This is a genomic window from Maritimimonas sp. 2405UD52-3, assembly GCF_056591715.1.
Window position 1 is genome coordinate 22,924 of the sequence record NZ_JBWQOL010000004.1, and the last position, 19,332, is coordinate 42,255.

16 protein-coding genes and 1 tRNA gene are annotated in these 19,332 nt (G+C 34.0%); 10 read left to right on the forward strand and 7 right to left on the reverse strand.

Going from position 1 to position 19,332, the window contains the following annotated elements:
• Nucleotides 1-8: 8 nt before the first annotated feature.
• The 3 genes from AC1EU5_RS10365 to aroC all read right to left on the reverse strand — a co-directional run bounded on the left by AC1EU5_RS10365 (nt 9) and on the right by aroC (nt 4,891).
• Nucleotides 9-2,531, reverse strand: coding sequence for an HYR-like domain-containing protein (locus AC1EU5_RS10365; RefSeq protein ID WP_480192316.1), 2,523 nt, complete (start codon nt 2,529-2,531; stop codon nt 9-11).
• A 147-nt stretch (nt 2,532-2,678) separates the two neighbouring features.
• Nucleotides 2,679-3,785 (reverse strand): PA0069 family radical SAM protein, encoded by a 1,107-nt coding sequence (locus AC1EU5_RS10370; protein ID WP_480192317.1) that lies wholly within the window; start codon nt 3,783-3,785, stop codon nt 2,679-2,681.
• A gap of 44 nt (nt 3,786-3,829) precedes the next feature.
• Nucleotides 3,830-4,891: a chorismate synthase gene (aroC, locus tag AC1EU5_RS10375; RefSeq protein ID WP_480192318.1), complete on the reverse strand. Its 1,062-nt coding sequence runs from the start codon at nt 4,889-4,891 to the stop codon at nt 3,830-3,832.
• A gap of 75 nt (nt 4,892-4,966) precedes the next feature.
• Here aroC and AC1EU5_RS10380 point away from each other — a divergent pair, with 75 nt between their 5' ends.
• On the forward strand, nt 4,967-5,245 hold the full coding sequence (locus AC1EU5_RS10380) for an acylphosphatase (protein ID WP_480192319.1): 279 nt from the start codon (nt 4,967-4,969) through the stop codon (nt 5,243-5,245).
• Here the strand turns inward: AC1EU5_RS10380 and AC1EU5_RS10385 are convergent.
• A complete protein-coding gene (locus tag AC1EU5_RS10385) occupies nt 5,242-5,994 on the reverse strand; it encodes a sulfite exporter TauE/SafE family protein (protein WP_480192320.1) in 753 nt (250 codons plus the stop codon). The genes AC1EU5_RS10380 and AC1EU5_RS10385 overlap by 4 nt on opposite strands.
• Nucleotides 5,995-6,141: 147 nt before the next feature.
• On the opposite strand from AC1EU5_RS10385, the gene AC1EU5_RS10390 reads away from it, so the two are divergent.
• The 4 genes from AC1EU5_RS10390 (at nt 6,142) to AC1EU5_RS10405 (ending at nt 9,195) form a co-directional block, all read left to right on the forward strand.
• A tRNA-Ser gene (locus AC1EU5_RS10390) sits at nt 6,142-6,226 on the forward strand.
• Nucleotides 6,227-6,450: 224 nt separating this feature from the next.
• Nucleotides 6,451-7,704, forward strand: coding sequence for a site-specific integrase (locus AC1EU5_RS10395; RefSeq protein WP_480192321.1), 1,254 nt, complete (start codon nt 6,451-6,453; stop codon nt 7,702-7,704).
• Between the two features lie 234 nt (nt 7,705-7,938).
• Nucleotides 7,939-8,760 (forward strand): RteC domain-containing protein, encoded by an 822-nt coding sequence (locus AC1EU5_RS10400; RefSeq protein ID WP_480192322.1) that lies wholly within the window; start codon nt 7,939-7,941, stop codon nt 8,758-8,760.
• A gap of 156 nt (nt 8,761-8,916) precedes the next feature.
• Complete coding sequence (locus tag AC1EU5_RS10405; protein ID WP_480192323.1) at nt 8,917-9,195, forward strand: helix-turn-helix domain-containing protein; 279 nt, start codon at nt 8,917-8,919, stop codon at nt 9,193-9,195.
• Nucleotides 9,196-9,236: 41 nt separating this feature from the next.
• Here the strand turns inward: AC1EU5_RS10405 and AC1EU5_RS10410 are convergent, their stop codons facing one another.
• From AC1EU5_RS10410 to AC1EU5_RS10420, 3 genes are all read right to left on the reverse strand, one after another.
• Entirely contained in the window at nt 9,237-13,706 is a 4,470-nt protein-coding gene (locus AC1EU5_RS10410; RefSeq protein ID WP_480192324.1) for a restriction endonuclease, read from the reverse strand.
• A complete protein-coding gene (locus AC1EU5_RS10415; protein WP_480192325.1) occupies nt 13,707-14,000 on the reverse strand; it encodes a helix-turn-helix domain-containing protein in 294 nt (97 codons plus the stop codon).
• 129 nt (nt 14,001-14,129) lie between these two features.
• Complete coding sequence (locus AC1EU5_RS10420) at nt 14,130-14,735, reverse strand: N-acetylmuramoyl-L-alanine amidase family protein (protein WP_480192326.1); 606 nt, start codon at nt 14,733-14,735, stop codon at nt 14,130-14,132.
• 216 nt (nt 14,736-14,951) lie between these two features.
• On the opposite strand from AC1EU5_RS10420, the gene AC1EU5_RS10425 reads away from it, so the two are divergent.
• Genes AC1EU5_RS10425 through AC1EU5_RS10445 form a run of 5 tightly spaced genes read left to right on the forward strand, consistent with a single transcriptional unit; the run spans nt 14,952 to nt 19,332 of the window.
• A complete protein-coding gene (locus AC1EU5_RS10425) occupies nt 14,952-15,239 on the forward strand; it encodes a hypothetical protein (RefSeq protein WP_480192327.1) in 288 nt (95 codons plus the stop codon).
• Nucleotides 15,239-15,517, forward strand: coding sequence for a hypothetical protein (locus tag AC1EU5_RS10430; protein ID WP_480192328.1), 279 nt, complete (start codon nt 15,239-15,241; stop codon nt 15,515-15,517). The genes AC1EU5_RS10425 and AC1EU5_RS10430 overlap by 1 nt, the downstream gene beginning before the upstream one ends.
• Nucleotides 15,510-17,909, forward strand: coding sequence for a TraG family conjugative transposon ATPase (locus AC1EU5_RS10435; RefSeq protein ID WP_480192329.1), 2,400 nt, complete (start codon nt 15,510-15,512; stop codon nt 17,907-17,909). Before AC1EU5_RS10430 ends, AC1EU5_RS10435 begins: the two co-directional genes overlap by 8 nt.
• An 11-nt stretch (nt 17,910-17,920) precedes the next feature.
• The gene (locus tag AC1EU5_RS10440; RefSeq protein WP_480192330.1) at nt 17,921-18,499 is read left to right on the forward strand and encodes a conjugal transfer protein; all 579 of its coding nucleotides are present in this window, start codon (nt 17,921-17,923) and stop codon (nt 18,497-18,499) included.
• A 2-nt stretch (nt 18,500-18,501) separates the two neighbouring features.
• Nucleotides 18,502-19,332, forward strand: coding sequence for a hypothetical protein (locus AC1EU5_RS10445; protein ID WP_480192331.1), 831 nt, complete (start codon nt 18,502-18,504; stop codon nt 19,330-19,332).

The window sequence follows — 19,332 nt, forward strand, 5'->3', positions numbered from 1 at the left end:
TTTGATGATTATTCCTCTGTTTCTATACGCTGAATGAAAACTTGCGAGTTTCCTGCGGCGTCAGTTACAATCCATTCTCTAACAAGTAGTAATCCTCTTAGATTAACGCACATTTCTAGTGATGTGAACATTTCAATTATGCTTCCGTTACCTCCGATAGCACTGCCATTACTTAAGGTTCCGTTATATGCAAGTCTAAAAGCAGCTCCGTAATTACCTAATTCAGCCTTAGCACCAATTTCTATATAACTATCCGGGTTATTTTGTTCTAATGTTATGGAAGCATTTTCATAAGCTCCAAAACCATCAAAAGTGTAAGGTTGTGTAAAGTCTATTCTGGCATATTCACGCTGGTTGTTAAGAGCATCATTAGGTGTTTGTCCTCCAGCGGCTATCCATTGCGTATAGGGTGTAATACTTTCAAAGTAGATCTCGACTAAAAACCCTGAAGTAGGATCAGAGTTATTTACAACTCTACCATGTACTTTTGGGCGAATGTTTAATAATAATTCTACATACCCATATTCCCAGTGATGATTTTCATCAAACGGAATACCTTCAAAACGCATATTCGTATTTGGGTTCTCTGGACCAAATTCTGCCCAGCATGATTGTACTGCCTGATATTCTGTATAGTCTATTGTTACATCAGAACAATCATCACTGAAAGTTACCTCTGGTAATTCAGAAAAGTCAAATAATATCAGGTGATCTTCTAAATTATCTGCGGTAGGAGGTGTTACATCATTAACAATCACATTCTGTCTTTGAGTACTACTATTCCCTGCCGCATCCCTAAAGGTCCAAGTTATTACCGTAGTTCCTTGTGCAATTATTGGAAAAGTTGTAGTTGTAGTTCCTATAATTGATCCAGCATCACAGTTGTCAAGTGCGGTCGGTGCAGTTGGAGCTGCAACACTACATCCATCTGTTAAATCTGGTAAACTCGCTGCATCAGGTGTTGGTGCTGTAACATCATTAATAATGACATTCTGTGTCTGTGTGCTATTGTTACCCTCTGTATCTGTAAAGGTCCATGTAACTACTGTGGTGCCCTGTGTTGTTATTGGAAAGACGGTGGTTGTGGTTCCAGTAATTGTACCATCACAACTATCTGTAGCTGTTGGTGCAGTTGGAGCTGCAACACTACACTCATCCGTTAAATCTGCTAAACTTGCAGCATCTGGTACTGGTGCTGGGATACCGTCTATTATCACATTCTGTGTCTGTGTACTCATATTACCAGCTGTATCTGTAAAAGTCCATGTAACTACCGTAGTACCAGGTGTTGTTATTGGAAAAACTGTAGTTGTGGTTCCTGTAATTACCCCTGCACAGTTGTCTATGGCTGTAGGAGCCGTTGGAGCGTCAACGCTACAGCTATCGGTTAAATCTACTAAACTGGCAGCATCAGCCACAGGTGCCAAGTTATCATTAATGATTACATTTTGTGTTTGAGTACTGCTATTACCTTCAGCATCTGTAAAAGTCCATGTTACTATTGTAGTACCAGATGCAGTTATCGGAAAGGTTGTGGTCGTGGTTCCTGTAATTGCGCCAGCACAATTATCTGTAGCTGTTGGAGCTATTGGAGCATCTACACTACATTCACCTATTAAATCTGCCAAGCTTATAGCATCTGGTTCTGGAGGAGTTTCATCATTAAGACAAGAACAAAATACGTCCGTTTTTACAGATCCGCCCATTACCCACGATTGCCCGTTTACGGATTGTCCATTTTTCTTATTTCGAGTATCTATTTTAATTTCTATTTCATCTACATCACCAGCTACATCGGTCAACGATAAATCAAATATTTTTATACAGCACTGCCCATCAGGAAAGCTATTTATGTTTTCCGTAAGTTCTGTAAAACTACCATCGACTGCTGATACTTCAATATGAATATAGCGTCCATCTGGGGTTAATTCCGAGATAGGTAATTCAACATTAATTGTTCTTGGGCCTATATCTGTGCTAACGGGTATTTTAATGGTTTCAATGTTATTGTAACCACCAATAGCTGTGAAAGTACCTGAACTTCCAATGCCATTGTTCTTTTTTCTAAATACATAAGCTAACATAGACTGTGCCTTGTTAGCATTTGTAGTATTTGTATATTTTATTTGTGAAGTAGCAGGTAGCTCAGTTCTATAATACCATACATGTGAGCTTCCTCCTGCTGGAACTTCCCTAGTAGCCGTATAACTATTACCATCAGCATCTTGCACTTGTATGGTGCTTCCTGGGTTTTTTCCTTTATATACTATTTCAACTACCAACCTTTGTACATTCTCTACATCAGGAATGTTTATTTGGGCAGGCACATTACTTTTAATACCTAAGCTTAAAAGTTCTACTTCTATACCGTCTTCGCATGTATATGACCAGCCGGTATCATTAACACTATTAACATAAGTAGTGTTTTTGTCTTTCTTTTTTTCTAGAATTTTCTTTTTAGAATTGGCGTGCGTAGGGGAGATGATTAAAAGTGCACTTACCAATAAAAATAAAAGGTAACTTTTCTTCATCTTTTAATTTTTGGTTAATGGAACTTAGTCTTTTCCAAAACGCTCAAAATGTCGAAATATTTGAGAAATTGAGTGAATTGTTAGTTTAGCGACTGTTTATATAACACTTGAAAGTGCTAAATTCCCAGTCAAAAATTAAAATTTATCTTAAAAAAGTTTTAATTGGTTGTTTTTGTATACTTCGTAGAGAGAATAATTGTAAGCAGTCATTGATCTATCATTCATAAATTTTTTCTGGGCTAATCTAAATTGCATGGCGACTTGTTCAGCAATTTTACCTTCACCTCTCATACGTTTTCCAAATCTAGAGTCATTTAGTTGTCCATTATGGCACTCTTCAATCTGATGTAAAATTTTATTAGCCCTGTCAGGGAGGGTTTTCTTTACCCAATCGGTAAAAATTTCTCCAATAGCACCGTTTAATCGCACAATGGTATATGCAGCCGAAGATGCTCCAAATTCACTTACTTTTTTGACCAAATCAAAAACTTCATGACTATTTATTGCTGGTATAATTGGAGCCATCATGACATTCACTGGAATTCCATTTTCCGAAAGTACTTTTACCGTTTCTAATCGTTTTTTAATAGATGCTGTTCTTGGCTCCAGAATCCTTCTGGTTTCTTCTTTTAATGAAGTTATAGAAATGCTTACACGCACTAGGTTTAATTTGGCCATTTCTTTAAGAATATCAAGATCTCTAAGAATAAGTGCATTTTTAGTAATAAAGCCTACTGGATGTCTATATTTCCAAAGAACTTCTAGCATTTTTCTTGTTATCTCTAACTTTTTTTCAATAGGTTGATAACAATCAGTATTTCCTGAAAACATAATAGGCTGCGCTTTCCAGTTTTTACTTTTCAATTTTTCTTCAAGAAGTTCAGGAGCATTTCTTTTAAATAGTATTTTACGTTCAAAATCCAAGCCTGCACTATACCCCCAATATTCATGTGTATTTCTGGCATAGCAATAAATGCAGCCATGTTCACAACCTTGATAAGGATTCATAGAATAGACCATACCAATATCAGGGCTAGTGACTTTATTTAGAATTGTTTTCGGAAAAATTTCTATGTATTGGGTTCTGGTAGTATCTGGATTATCGCCTTCTTTTAGGCAATAGTTAAGAAAGTCGTTTTCTACACTGTATTCATGTTGTAAAAAACGATTATGTGTGTTAATTTGCGCACCTCTACCTTTTATGAAATCGGTATTTTTGATGCTTAAATTTACGTCAGAATTTCCGTTAAGCAATCAGAAATTATTAGATAAATTCAACAAATTTTTTTGTTGAAAACTTAGATTTTTCTGGTTTTATTAAGTAAGTAGAAGTCTACCAAGACCATAGCCGTCAATGCTTCAACAATTGGTACAGCTCTTGGTACTACACATGGGTCATGTCTACCTTTGCCTTGTACTTCAACACTATTACCTTTAGCGTCAATCGTATCATATTTTTGCAATAAAGTGGCAACTGGTTTAAAAGCTACTTTAAAATAGATATCCATGCCGTTAGAAATACCGCCTTGAACTCCTCCTGATAAGTTTGTTTTGGTTGAACCATCATTATTAAATGCATCGTTGTGCTCCGAGCCCCTTAGCTTTGTGCCATCAAACCCACTACCATATTCAAAGCCTTTTACTGCATTTAATGATAACATTGCCTGTCCTAGTCTGGCATGCAGTTTATCGAATATAGGTTCACCTAAGCCCACAGGCATATTTTGTACTACACAAGAGATTGTGCCACCAATGGTATCCCCTTGTTTTTTGATGACTTTTATATGATCTATCATTTGTTGTGCAATGGTATCATCTGGACAACGAACTGCATTATTTTCTATATTTCCAAGGTCTAAATCCTGATATTTTTTATTTAAAGCTATACTACCAACAGAAGATGTAAATGCGTTTATTTTTAGATCTTTAAATAACTGCTTAGCTATAGCACCAGCCACAATCCAATTGGCAGTTTCGCGTGCTGAAGATCTTCCGCCTCCTCGGTAGTCTCTTAGACCATATTTTTTGGTGTAGGTATAATCGGCATGAGATGGCCTAAAAGTCTCTTTTATATCAGAGTAATCTTTTGATTTCTGATTGGTATTTTTTATGACGAATCCTATAGATGTACCAGTAGTTTTTCCCTCAAAAATGCCTGACAAGAACTCAACCTGATCTGGCTCTTTACGTTGGGTAACAATATTTGATTGTCCGGGTTTTCTTCTGTCTAACTCATTTTGAATAGCTTCTAAATCTAATTCTAATCCAGCCGGACATCCATCTAGAATACCACCTATAGCTGGCCCATGAGATTCTCCGAAAGTTGTTAGTTTAAATAGTTTTCCTATAGTATTACTCATCTAGAAATGATAAAAGCACAAATTTAGGATAATTATAACTATTGATATAGTAATTAGATTGTTTAGTTTTATAAGATGAATTCAACACTGCATTATTCTATTAAAATCACTGGAAAAGTACAGGGAGTTTGGTTTAGAAAATACACTCAAAGCAAAGCAAGAGAACTAGGTTTAACAGGCTTTGTCAAAAATATACCTGATGGTAGCGTGTATGTTGAAGCCGAAGGCAATCAATCAAAGCTTGATGATTTCATCAAATGGTTGCATATGGGCTCTCCTTTATCAAAAGTAGAGAAAGTAATTTTTGAAAAGAAGGATGTGATTGTTTTTATCGGTTTTGAAATTAAACGTTAAAAAAACCATAGCTTAATTGCCATGGCTGAAACAATTACAATAAGCAGTATTCGCACAAATCCGTCACCTTTTTTTACAGAAAAACGACTCATAAACCAGCCTCCAGATGCGTTTCCTATAGATAAAATAAGGCCATATTTCCAGTTGATTAGTCCTCCTTTCTGAAATACTATAACTGCCGCCACTGAATAAATGAGTGCAACAAATACCTTTACGGCATTTGTTTTTACTAAACTTAAATGATTGAGGCCTGTTAATACCATGATCATTATAAAGCCAACACCGGCCTGAATCATACCTCCATATAAGCCTACAAAGAAAAAAATGATGATCCCTAACCATAAGAACTTTCCGGTAAGACGTTCTTGAATATGATCGGTTTTTACGTTTGGTTTTAGCAACATATATATTACGATCACAACCATGATTACTGCCAGGATTTTATTAAAAAGTTCATCAGGAATGTCTATGGCAATGTAGGCACCAATAATGGCACCAATAACGGCTGGAATAGCCAGATAAATACTAAATGGAAATGTGGAAACTCCTTTAGAATGAAAACCACGAACAGCAAATATGTTTTGAACTATGATAGCAATTCTATTGGTGGCATTGGCCACATTAGATGGTAAGCCCAAAAAGATAAGCATGGGTAGGGTAAGTAGTGATCCACCGCCGGCAACTATATTGATAACACCTGCCAGAAAGCCTACTAACACTAACCAAAGTAGGTCTATAGAAAAAACCATTTGAATTAAATAATGAACTCCTAAAAGTACATTTATTTTAGGATATTGACGTGCTTAAAAAACTTAGAATTTTATTTCAGTAACTAAAAAAAGCTTTCTATATTTGCACCCGCTTAAGCGAATTTTTAATTGCTTTTGTACATACTTGGAGAAATGGCAGAGTGGTCGAATGCACTGGTCTTGAAAACCAGCGAGGGTCACACCTCCGGGGGTTCGAATCCCTCTTTCTCCGCTGGGTAAATCCCAAAATTAACTAAAACGCTGTAAATAAAATGTTTACAGCGTTTTTCATTTTATTTAATCTCATTTGTCGTTAATTATTATCAAATAAAAAGGGGCTCTCAAGGTGTCACTTATAAAATTCTTCAACTGACACCTTCAACACATAAAATGTCAATAAATATAAGGCTTTCAGAGTTTTTTATTCAAGAATAAATTCTTATATTTAATGCAATTATGACGCAGTTATCACTGACACCTCGAACGAATACAATGTATTTGCTATTTTACTTAAAGAAAAGTAAGGCAAACTCTATCGGAGAGGCTAATATTTATATGCGGATAACGATAAATAGTAAAAGAGCGGAACTAAGTACCAATAGAAAGGTAAATACGAATAATTGGAGCTCTGCAGCTGGTAAGGTTAAAGGGCATTCAATGAAGGCAAGGCAAATTAACAGCTACTTAGATAATGTTCGAGCTAAGGTCTTTAGTATATATCAAGAATTTATTAAGAATGATGATTACATAACAGCAGTAAAGGTAAGGGATACTTATGTTGGTAAGGATAGCAAACCAATAATGCTTTTAGAAATTTTTCAGGATCACAATAATAAAGTGGAAAAATTAATAGGTAAAGATTATGCCGCTGGTACAGCAGAGCGCTATCGAACCGCTAAAAAACATGTTGAAGATTATATAAAAAAGACTTATAAGTTGAATGATATTCCTGTTAAAGAAGTTAATCATAAATTTATAACAGGTTATGAGTATTATTTAAAAACGGATCGTGATTGCAGTCACAATACAGCAATAAAGTATATTACAAACTTCAAGAAAATTATTCGAATTGCGTATGCTAATGACTGGATAACCAAAGACCCTTTTGTGAACTGGAGGGCAAGGCTCAAAGTGATCAATAGAGAATTTCTTACCGAGGATGAGATTCAAACTATGATGAGTAAGGAGTTTAGAATTCCAAGATTAGATCAGGTTAAAGATATTTTTATTTTTTGCTGTTACACTGGTTTAGCCTATGCTGATGTCAAAAAATTGACGGGAAATCACATAGAAAAAGGAATTGACGGTGATCTTTGGATAAAGACCCGCAGATCTAAAACGGACACAAGAAGTAATATTCCCTTATTACCAACTGCCAAGTTAATTATCGATAAATATGAAGGTTTTAGAAGAGAAAAAGAAGATAATTTACTACCGGTACTTAGCAATCAAAAGATGAATGCTTACTTGAAAGAAATCGCTGATCTATGTGGAATAGAGAAGAACTTAACTTTTCATTTAGCTAGGCATACATTTGCGACAACGATAACCTTGTCAAATGGAGTGCCAATTGAATCAGTGAGCAAGATGCTAGGGCATAAATCTTTAAGAACTACACAGCATTACGCTAAAATTCTTGATAGAAAGGTCTCAGATGATATGGCGGCATTAAAATCAAAATTGAGGGGCCAAGACATTAATCTGAAATAAGCCTAATAATTCATTTTACTCTTTCACTCACCATTCAAGCCTATTTACTCATTTGAACTTTTGTTTTAACATTTTAAGAGATAATTTGAAGTTGCTATGTGATAAGGCATAGTTTTTGTTAAATTTTAGTTAAGTAACCACTTTAAGCTAATCGATTTCATGTTCTGGGCATCTGCTAGTTATAAGCCAAAAAGTGGTTTATAATGGTTGTTCCTTATGCCTATGGATTTTGAAATGTTACTTCACCGATTTCATTCTGATTTAAAAGGAATCAAGAAACAAAATCCTGAAATAATCGCTCAGGCGAATCAAGCTATTCGTATATCTAGAAAGACCCTCTCAGATATGAGCCATATGGTTTCAACAACTTGTTTTATTAGTGAGAAAGACGAGATAGATTTTTTCAAAAGAATAAAATCACAACCACTAAATCAGTTGATCTATTTTAGTGAAATTAGATCAATGGAAATACAGTTTCCGAAAGCGAGTGTTAATTCCCAAAAGAAATACGTTAAACACAAGATCAGAAAAGCTAATAAGTTCTTTAATTATAACATAGAGTTTGTGCAATATGTTCGCAATAGAAGAAATCACTATGATGCACTTTATTTTACCAGAAAGAATTATAACTCTTTGACCATTACTGATACAAAGAATTACTATCGTGCACCAGAGTTCAGTACATCTCATGACATATTATACGCCAAGGTTAAGGCATTTGATTTGTTCTCTAGTTATCTGCAAAACAGGTTACATAACCTAATGAATCCTTCAACTCAAGTTTTGAATATGCATAAACGATCACGTCTTAAATGGACTTCATCAAAAGTAGCCCTCACAGAGTTAATTTACGCATTGCACAGTAGCGGTGCTATAAACTCGGGCGCTGTTGACCTCAAAGAGATTGCGTCTATTACTGAACGAATCTTTAATATTGAGCTTGGGGATTACTATAGAACCTACTTAGAAATTAAAATGCGAAAAAACGGCCGTACAAAGTTTTTAGATACTCTGAAAGCTTCTCTGGAAAGACGTATTGAAGATTCTGAACTCTGAACTGTCTAAACCGATTATCAAAAAATCCTTCCCAAGTTGGGTTTATATTGTGAATAAAACACAATAATTCACTTCAAATTTGTCATTAAACAATAAATCCGAGTAAAATGATTCATTAAATATTGTGGTCAATTTTGCTCTTTAAATTGAAAAGATATGAGAAGCGCATTTATTACAACTGAAGACTTCCATGAGTTTAAAAAGGAACTTCTAGACGGTCTAAAAGAAATTTTATCAAACCATAGTGGATTTTCAACCAAAAAATGGCTAAGATCACAAGAGGTACTGGATTTACTCGGTATTTCACCTGGGACACTACAAAACTTAAGAATTAACGGTACCATACCGTATAGCCGGATTAACGGCGTTCTGTATTATGATTATGAAGAAATACTTCATGTATTGGAACAAAATAGGGTGAATAATCAATTTTAGTTGCATAAAGGATGAAAAGATTGATCACCTACTCTATATGTTTAAGCGTTGAGTGACATCGCTTGATTTACTGAGGCCCTCAAATGATTGTGTCTTAACATGGAGTCAAATATATCCAATGCTTTATTTACATGTTTTCTATTCTTTTTTAAGTTCATGTTCAACTTGGTATAAATTCCCAGAATTATCTGTACAGGTTCTTTATCATAATGCCCCCGAAGCTGAATATTTGGTATACGGTCGAACTTTAAATTGTTTATTAATGTCAAACACTGGATTGGAAAATCTCTTGTACACGTTAACAGTAATTGAAAAAAGTAACTCGGTTGAGCCATGCATAGGTCACTTTTTGTATACTCTAGCAAAAAAGGATAAACACGTGAAAAATTTTCATTATTAAATTCTCTCAATATAATTCCGGAATAGGCAGAAGCAAAATCTTCTCCTTTTTCTTGAAGAAAGCTACTTAAAATTCGGAACGATTTTTTATTTGGATTTCCATTTTCATCAAATAGATTTGCCTCAGCAATTTTAAGTGCACATAGTTTAGCATCATCACTTAAATTGACAAATTTCTTGTATAGCTTTTCATCATTTATCTTTTCAATTAACCAACTTAATACTATTACGTTCCCTTCACTGTGCAATTCCTTGTGCTCCATTATTCTATAGAAGTAAGTAAGCATTTGATAATGAAATTTGTGATTAAAATATTGAGATGTTCTAAATGAGTTCCTTAGTAATTCAATGTTATCTTCACTGTCTATAAGTTCCATAAAAATTTTAAAACTTCTTTTTAAATCTAAATGATTCAAATAAGCTAAATTTTGCATTACCGCAACCTTAACAGAAATCTGTGGATCGGAAATTGCTTTTTCCGTAGTTTCAAATATTATTTCTTTGAACTCTTTATGTTCATAGCATTGCATTACTTTATGTACAGCAGCCCCTCTCACTGTATTCAAACTATCAAAAGAAGGGTCATTTTGATTCATGGGCTTCTCAGGATTTGGATGATTTTTGGCATTTTCACATAGAAACGTAATTATCTCATGATCAATTAGTTTATGTTGTATCAAGTATCTTGATTGCCACAGGGCATGCATAGTATTACTTTGATTTAAGTCTAATTGAATAAATTTTTTATAAAGAATTTTTACTTTTTCAGGACTAAATTTAGCTTCAATTAAACCATCAATGCCTTTAGAGATATAATCTATAGAAATACTTTCCTCAATGAACAAGCTATCAATAAAATCGAAATACTTTTCTGGGTCGTTTTTGACGGTTTGCTCAAATGCTCTTGAATGTTCAAGTTTACCACCTTTTGGACCATGTCCTTCTATATAATGGTCATCGAACTTAGTCATACTATTTTTCCAATTATCTAAATCCATATTTGAGTATGCATTATGAGATAAAGGAGCACCTACCGTATATGCACCAGAAGATGAAGAAATGTCGTGCGCTTCATTGCTATTTACATCACCAAATCGTCGATTAAATTCTTGATAAGCCTTTTTTAATTCAGGAATTTGGTTAATCTCTACGATTGGAATTTGCTTAATGAAATAATAGCGTTTCTTACCAAATCCATAGAAATACACTTTCTGTGCTCCATTTTTATCTTCATATTTATTGAATCCTAGATCGTACGGACTACGGATGGTCATTAAAATTTTGGCGATTAAATTTTTCTTTCCAGTTGAGAAATTAGAGAAAGAAGCTCCTATTAGTTGTCTCAGATATAGTTGAAATGTATCGTCGTATCCATTTAGACCATTCTTTAAATGAATTATGGAAATTAATTCAAATATTTCTTTAAGAAATAAAGTATTCGTGCCATTAAATGTCAATGTCAATATTCTAAGAATGAATACCGAGTCAGAGTTTTTATAATTGTTAAAAAACACTTTTATATAATCCTTATCATCAAGTTTTGACTTCAAATGCTTCACTAAAAATTCCTCCAAAAAAATATGTGCATCTTTTAAAGAGCTTAGACCATCTATAAACTTAGTGCAGTGGTATAAAGGGCTATTTATGCTTTCAAAATTTGTACTATCTTTATTATCATTTATTACTTCTTGGAATAAACTAAAAGCGAAATCAAAAGTCTTGTCAGGAAAACGATCATATAGCTTCTTTAGTAATTCTTCTTCGTCGTGAGTAAATTCATTGCGATGCCATGAGTTGCCATTGTAGAAAGCTCCTTTAAATATGGGTTTAAGAATATCGTAAACATAATCCTCATGATATTCGGAGATTTTTCCGATAACTTGATAAAACCAAAAATTATCCCTTCCTTTAGGTTCTTCTCTAAATGGAATGTATTTCTCAAAATAAATCAATAGAGATTCATCATTCCAATCGTCAAGGTTTATTAGTATTCTTTCTATAAAATGTTCCTTATTCGGAAATGAAGGTAATTCGTCCAGATAATTCATTATTAAGACCGGGGCATAATGAATATTATTTCTAAAAAATATCCAAGCAACATTCTTTCTATAATCTATTATATTCTCAAGATTATACCTTTCTAGAAAATTGAATCTAACTATTGATTGTTTTTTATAAAATTCATAGAACTTATTCGATAAAGTCTTTTGTGGGAAAATATATTTATCAAGTACTTGATTTTTCAAAAGATACTCAGTCCATCTTTTGGACAGAACTGAATGAAGAAAAATATCTTCATAAAGAGAATTCTTTAGCACCAGCTTATTGACAAGTTTTTCTTCTTTTTTGGATGGATTATACAATATGCCCAGATTTCCAATTATCAACGCTTTTATATGGAACCGATACTTGGACGAGTTAATAATTGAAATAGTATTTGATATGTATTTATTGTGGTCATACTCTCGCAAATATTCAAAAACCATTTTTATTATAGATCTAATCTCCAAATTCTGCTCGTTCTCATTCAGATATTGATAAATATCTGTTGAACTCTCAACAAATTGCCTTGAAAAGCAATAGTCGTAAAATGTTTGATGGAAAAATTGAATATTCGAATTTTCAATTATAATAAGTTGATTACTTAGCAGATATGTAATTTCTTTGTCAAACTCAACAGAAAATCTATTTTTGATTATAATTTGCTGATTGCTATACATTTCAGTAGAAATTTTATACAGCAGCTCAGCAAGTTTTGGGTTACCTCGTTTAATAATTAGTTCCTCCCACAATACATCATATAAATCTTTTAGTGACGAAATTGTATTTAAATTTATCTTGTCTCGATTTGGAAGTTTACTAAAAATCTCCAAATGATTAGGGGTTCTAAGTAATTCTATTACATTTTTCAGTGAGCATTTGACTTTCAGTTTTTCTAAAGTCTGAGTAACTTCTTTTTCACTTAAATATGATGCTTTTAAGCTGTGAAATTCATTTGATTTATAAATGCTTAATTCAGCATCATATTTAAGGTCATAACTTCTAGAAGAAATAATGATTCTGATATTATTTTCGTCAATTAGTTCATTAATTAGTCGATTATAAGTTTGAATGTATTCCCTATTTGTGGACAGAGTTTGAGAAAGAGCATCCAGTTGGTCAATTACCACAACTAATCTTTTCTTATGAGTATTAAGTGCCTTAATAATTTTAGGGAATGTGATATTTTCATTTAAGAAAATTTTATTTTCAAGCTCTTTTGGACTGGTAGCATAATACTTATCAGCTTTAATACCTAGGACTAAATAATTTTCATCTCGTAATCCCTGAAAGACATCCTTAAGTATTACGGATTTACCCATTCCTTTTTCACCTTCAAGAACAAGAATATTTTTTTTTGGGTGAACTAGGTCAGATTTTACCCAATTAATAATTTGTTTTGTCTCTTTCCTAGTAATATGAGTGCCTGGTTCATTTTCAAAATAGTTCTTTACCCTTGATAGGAAAAGAGAAGCTTTATTTAAGGACTGCTTTATTGAATCCAAATCAAAACTAATGATAGCATCGTTGTAAACTTCTTCTCCACAAAAAATTTTACACCACTCTTTACCAAAGAAATCATAAACAATTTGGGGATAAGTCTTGAGAATTCTATTTATTATAGAATAATCCCACTTTTCAACTTCGATCTTTTTACTATGAAAGGTAGATCTTATTTCCTCAAATTTTTTTTGCAGCTTTATGTCTGAAAAGTCTACAGAGGTACATAAGTAGAATTTTTTCGTTTTTGAAAACCAATCTCCTTTTTCGAAATCCGAAAATATTTTTTCTAATTCGGTATCGGTAAATGATTTGTATCGCTTACATTGAAATGTGTGGTAAGTGTTATTATCTCTCCGAGCGAAAATGTCAATTCCGTCTTGTTTTTGCCCTGGTCTTCCAAAAATTTCACAATCTTTCCTGTCAAAACCTTCTACTGATTCTATCATCCTTAAACAAAGTTTTTCGAAATTTTCCCACGACATTTTCTCCAAAGGTAAATTCATTTGGTTTCCATCAATTGGGGGAATATAATCTTGATCTGGATGAATATCCAAGTAGCTTAAGTTCATTTAGTTTTTATCTATTTTTATTTTTTCGGACAATACTTTTAATATTTCTAATGCTTTAGATTCATTTTTTATTTCATCATATATTTTTTCCGCGTACCAAATAATTAGGAGTTTTTCGAAATCAATTTCAAGAGCTCTTGATAATTTTTTTAATTGTGACTTCGTAGGTCTTCTGCCATTATTTTCAATTTTGCTTATTAACGCGGTGTCAACCCCAATTTTTGACGCCAACTCCCTTAGCAGCATAACTTTTTCTTCTCGTTTAGATTTCAATAATTTAGATAAATATTCCATTTGTCAAAAAATATCTTGTCAGAATATGTCAAATTTATGACTAATTAATAAATTTAATTAAGACTATCTAAAAGACTTATCAACTTCATAACTCTATGAACACTTGATAATCTAAATGAGTGGGATCTTTTACACTTCGAACACTGAAAAATCAATTATGCCAATTAATATGGACAATGCTAATGCTCTAATCTTTTTAAGTTTTATGAGATGATGAGCTTCATCTAGATTTGATAAGAATCCTGTTTCAATAAGTGTAGATGGATAGCTTTCACCTTCTCTTAGCACTTGAAAATTATAAAATTTTACACCTCTATTTATGAAACCTAGTTTTTTAGTAGTTTCATTTAAGATTGACGTTCCTAACATTATAGATTTTTTTGAATTCGACGAATTCGAATTGTTAACGTAAACCTCAATTCCTTTAGAAGCAGTTTTAGATGCATTGCAATGAATAGAAATAAAAGCATCAGCTTTTAATACACTTGGGATTTTTGTTCTGTCTGAGAGTGAGATTAAGGTGTCTTTGTATCTTGTTAGGTAGATATCGAATTTGTTATTGAATAGGGTTTTGTTTAGATGTAATATTTGTTCTGCAATACTGAGTGTGACATCTTTTTCTTTAATGCCGTTTATGCCGATGGCTCCTGAATCTACTCCTCCATGACCGGGATCAATAACAATTACTTTATTTTGAGAAAAGATCGTGGAGAAATTTAGGAGAAGCAGCAGCAAAACGACGTTTTTTAGGGTCTTGCTTTTCTTTTTTGTTGTATTTGTTAACATATCATTTTTATTTTTTCATTTTTATTGTTGTCATTTATTGTGATTTAATTTCAATTGAAATCAATAAATATTTTATTAACAAAATACTGATTATCAGTGTTTTGTATAGCAATATACAGTATTTTTCTAATATCAAAATCAGGTTCAATTTTAAATCTATTCGATATGAAAAAATCACTGTATTTATTTGTTGTATTAGTCTTCTTGTCGAACTCCTTATTTGCTCAAATAGGAGGGATCGAAGACTCTGTGGATGATATCTCTGATACCATCCGGGCTATTTTTCCCATTATTCTTGGGGTAATCTTTTTAATAGGCTTCTTATTTAATGCCGGGCATTTCTTTGGAGAGAATGCAGACCTTAAAAAAGGAATCACACGTGTATTAGTCTTCGTACTCATTGCGGGTGCTGTTGTAGGCATCTTTACCTATCTCATTGGAATTGTAGTGTAATGAAACAGTACGAAGTATATAGAAATATTCGAAAGAAAGCTATGATCATGGGCTTGCCCGTATCGTCTTTTGCGGTCATGATGACATCTGTTATAGGGTCACTATTGGTAATCATCTTTTCCTTTAGTCTGAAGATCATTGTGGGTGTATTTCTATGGAATTTGAAGCTCTTTGCTTCATTGTCTTACCTCGTTAGAAATCCATCTGTGTTGAATTTCAAGAGGGTATTTCCGAAAGTAATTTCAAATAAGAAAAACAACGGTCTGGATTATGAATAGTATTAATTTAAGTACATATCATCCCATATTAGATATCCAGGATAATTTGGTCTTTGCCAGTAATGGTAATGTATTACTATGTTATAAGGGAGAACTTCCGGAAATCTACTCGTTGTCTTCGAAAGATTTTGAGGGTTTGCATGGAGTTTGGTTTCAGGCTTTGAAATCATTACCGAATACGACGGTTGTGCATAAACAGGATATCTATGAAAAGGTAACCTATGATGCGAATGTATTGCGTGGAGATTCTTATTTGCAAAAGGCTACAAGAGGCTATTTTGAAGGTCGGATGTATTTGAAGCATCAGTGCTTTCTCTTCTTTACATTACCCTTGAATAAAGCCATGAATTCATCTCGTTTTTCGAACCCGTTTCGAAAAGTAGAGAAGGGGATTCATAAAAAGTTGGATCATTCGGTTACGGAGTTTGTAGGAGCGGTTCAGGACGCTATTGCTTTTTTGAATAATAGTAGAAAGCTGCGGTTTGTGGCACTTTCATCTAAAGCATTATTCGAGGTTACTTCTCGGTACTTTAATGGCTTTAATGAAGGATACGATACCGATATTCAATTAAAGAAGAAACATATTGATATTGGTGATCATTATTTTGATGTACTAGCTGTCAATAGTGAATTGTGCTTTGGTGAAACTGTTTCTAGTAGTAAAACCAATGATAAGTTTACTTCAGATGACTTTGTGTTTCATCAAGGGTTTGTTGATGGTATTGGTTTGAATTTGAACGAAAACCATATGGTCAATCAGATTATCTATCTGGATGACAATCACAAATGGCGTAAGATTCTGGAGAAGCGAATTGAGGAGCTTAAAAAGAGTTCGAATTTCGGGACGCAGAACAAAGTTATTCTTACTAAGATCGAGGACATCCTTCAGAAGATTAATGAAGATGATAGCTCCCGTATTATTCGAGGACATTTGAACGTGATCTTTTGGTCTAAGGAAGTATCTGAATTGAGTAGGATTGCATCCAAGATCAAAACTGAATTTAAAGAACTGGATATTGTTCCGTATTATCCAAAAGGGGAACAGCGTAAGCAGTTCTTTTTAAACTCTTATTGTTGCTTTTCATCGAACTATTCGAATGAAGATTTGTATGTCACGGATTTGAAGCATGCTCTGTGTTTACTCATCAATAACAGTAATTATAAATCGGATAAGGAAGGAATCGTTTTTAATGAACGGCAATACAATATCCCTGTTTTAAAGGATGTATGGGATGCTGAAAAGAAACGAATTAAAGCACGGAACTTTGCCATTTTCGCCCCTACAGGTGAAGGAAAATCCTTTTTAGCCAATAACATATTACGTCAATACTACGAAAGTAATGTACGCTTGGTCATTATTGATCTGGGTGGGTCGTATTCCAAGTTTGCCAAACTATATCCCAATGATCATATTATACTTCGTTATGAGCAGGGTAAGAATTTGGGGATTAATCCTTTTTATATAGCAAATGCTAAGGACGTAGGGCCTGAACGCTTGGAGGATTTAGCCTTGTTTTTATTGGAATTGTTAGCTTTTGGTGCCGATGCTTCCAAAGCTGTGGAAGTGGCGTTAAAAAAGATCATTCGACTGTATTATAAGTCCGTAATATCAGATCATTCCTTAGCTGGGTTTTATGAGTTTGTTCTGGAACGAAAGAATTCATTATTAGAAGAATTGGGTATAGCTAGTACACATCTAAACTTGGAAGATGTGTTGCACATTCTTTCTGAATATATAGGAGATGGCTTATATAGTTTTCTCTTTGATGTCAATGAAGATCAAACCTATCGAATTGAAGATAAGAGACTCATCATCTTTGAACTGGATGAGGTCAAGGATAATAAAGAGATATTATCTGTGATGTTGAAGCTAATCAAATCAGCGATTCAAAGAACCATTTGGAGGAATCGGTCCGAGCGTGGTATTATCTTATTTGATGAGTTTGCCAAACAATTGAAGTTCGGTAATGTCTTGGAAAGTGTGGAATTCTACTACCAGGCAATCCGTAAACAGAATGGTGCCATCGGAATCATACTGCAATCCATCAATCAACTGCCTAAGAATGCGACTTCAGCGAGCATCCTTGAAAATACACAGGTTATCTATAGTCTTCGCAATGAAAAGGGCTATGAAGAACTAAAAAACAGATTGAATCTGTCTAGTCATGACCTGAATCAATTAAAATCCATTCGTAACAATCTTTCCGGTGATCGTAAATACACGGAGATATTTATCAAGATTGGTAAGGAAAGTAATGTATTTCGGTTGGAAGTGCCACCTGCGGTGTATGCAGCCTATTTAACGGATGGTAAAGAAAGTGAGGAACTTCTACGCCTTTATGAAGAACATGAATCTATGGAAAAGGCGATTGACATATTTATTAATGCTTAAAACGAAGTAGTATGAAAAACAAGATTAGAAAACTAATAATTGCCGGCTTATTGATCTTATTGCCGGCAGGCGCTACCAGTCAAGGTATGCCGGTGTATGACAATACCAACTTTTTATCCTTAGGGAAGTCTTTGATTGAATCTGCCAAGCAGACCTCTGAACTCTTAAAAACGGTGAAGTTTTTAAAAGAACAAAAGGAACGGATTGAAAAGGTGAGCAACGTAATCAAGCAGCTAAGGGCTGTGCGAGAGTTAACACGTAATAATCAACGCTTATACAATATGGTACGTGATGATCTCCGGGATATTTTGAATTCACCGTATATCAAAGCAGATGAAGTGGAACGGGTATCGGAATCCTTTAATCAGATCATTGAGAACTCTTTGGAAAGTCTGGATTACATCGGTCAGATATTATCCAGTGATTATCTGAAAATGACTGATGCCGAACGAGCTACTATACTTAAAGAAAAAGAATTAGAATCGAAAGAAATGGTAGCTGAAATAGAAGCGAAGACACGTAGATATCGTGAGATTATTGCGTTTCGTCGTATGCAGGATATTATCAATAACAGAGAAGCAAATTATTAATTATGTATTTAGGAATAGGATTGGAATATGTAGATGCCGTCTTTACGACCATCAAGAACAGCGACTTCGCCCAGTACACCATAAATGGGATGAAGGCACTGGCCATTCTATTCTTTCTGGTGAATATTATTAAAAAATACAATGAAGGGATCGCCGCCACCGATGGGCATACATGGGGATTGACACCTACGGAACTGGCAAAGAATTTTGCCATTGTATTACTGGTGATCTTTTCAACACAGGTATTGAATGTATTTGATGGAATTTTAGTCGCTATTGAAAGTCAATACCGCGATACGGCTCCGGCACTCCTTCCTTTGCAAATGCAAGATGTGGATTTGGAACAGGATGTGGGTGCTTTGGAAGCCGCTAAAAAAGCAATGGCCTTATTATATGAAGCCTTGGTAACACCTTTGTTCGGGTTAAAGATCATTGCTTTTATTTTGGCGATTTTTCTTTGGTTATTGGATTTGTTCATCTATCCCTTATTCCTGGCGGAGCGCTTCTTTTTACTGGGAATCATGCAAGCCTTTTTCCCACTGGTAATTAGTCTGGCTGTTTTTGAAAAGTTTCGGAGTCTGGCCTATAACTTTTTTAAGCTTTATGCCGGGGTGTATATGTTGGTACCGGCCTTCTTTTTAGTCAATGTATTTGTGAACAATCTGTATACGGAAATTAATACCAACTTTTGGAGCAGTCTCTTCGGAACGGATTGGGGAAGTCAGTTTTTTGCACCGATCATTGAATTTGGTTCAATAGGATTTATTGTACTGCTGAAATTCAAGCTGTACCGACGTGCGACCTCCTTTGTATTTAAACTCTTTACCGCTTAA

Bases quoted from the DNA above. Each gene is read 5' to 3' on its own strand.
- AC1EU5_RS10440 (WP_480192330.1), top strand. From the start codon at position 17,921: ATGAAAAACAAGATTAGAAAACTAATAATTGCCGGCTTATTGATCTTA.
- AC1EU5_RS10425 (WP_480192327.1), top strand. From the start codon at position 14,952: ATGAAAAAATCACTGTATTTATTTGTTGTATTAGTCTTCTTGTCGAAC.
- AC1EU5_RS10400 (WP_480192322.1), top strand. From the start codon at position 7,939: ATGTTACTTCACCGATTTCATTCTGATTTAAAAGGAATCAAGAAACAA.
- AC1EU5_RS10445 (WP_480192331.1), top strand. From the start codon at position 18,502: ATGTATTTAGGAATAGGATTGGAATATGTAGATGCCGTCTTTACGACC.
- aroC (WP_480192318.1), bottom strand. From the start codon at position 4,891: ATGAGTAATACTATAGGAAAACTATTTAAACTAACAACTTTCGGAGAA.
- AC1EU5_RS10430 (WP_480192328.1), top strand. From the start codon at position 15,239: ATGAAACAGTACGAAGTATATAGAAATATTCGAAAGAAAGCTATGATC.
- AC1EU5_RS10385 (WP_480192320.1), bottom strand. From the start codon at position 5,994: ATGGTTTTTTCTATAGACCTACTTTGGTTAGTGTTAGTAGGCTTTCTG.
- AC1EU5_RS10410 (WP_480192324.1), bottom strand. From the start codon at position 13,706: ATGAACTTAAGCTACTTGGATATTCATCCAGATCAAGATTATATTCCC.
- AC1EU5_RS10405 (WP_480192323.1), top strand. From the start codon at position 8,917: ATGAGAAGCGCATTTATTACAACTGAAGACTTCCATGAGTTTAAAAAG.
- AC1EU5_RS10365 (WP_480192316.1), bottom strand. From the start codon at position 2,531: ATGAAGAAAAGTTACCTTTTATTTTTATTGGTAAGTGCACTTTTAATC.
- AC1EU5_RS10435 (WP_480192329.1), top strand. From the start codon at position 15,510: ATGAATAGTATTAATTTAAGTACATATCATCCCATATTAGATATCCAG.
- AC1EU5_RS10395 (WP_480192321.1), top strand. From the start codon at position 6,451: ATGACGCAGTTATCACTGACACCTCGAACGAATACAATGTATTTGCTA.
- AC1EU5_RS10415 (WP_480192325.1), bottom strand. From the start codon at position 14,000: ATGGAATATTTATCTAAATTATTGAAATCTAAACGAGAAGAAAAAGTT.
- AC1EU5_RS10380 (WP_480192319.1), top strand. From the start codon at position 4,967: ATGAATTCAACACTGCATTATTCTATTAAAATCACTGGAAAAGTACAG.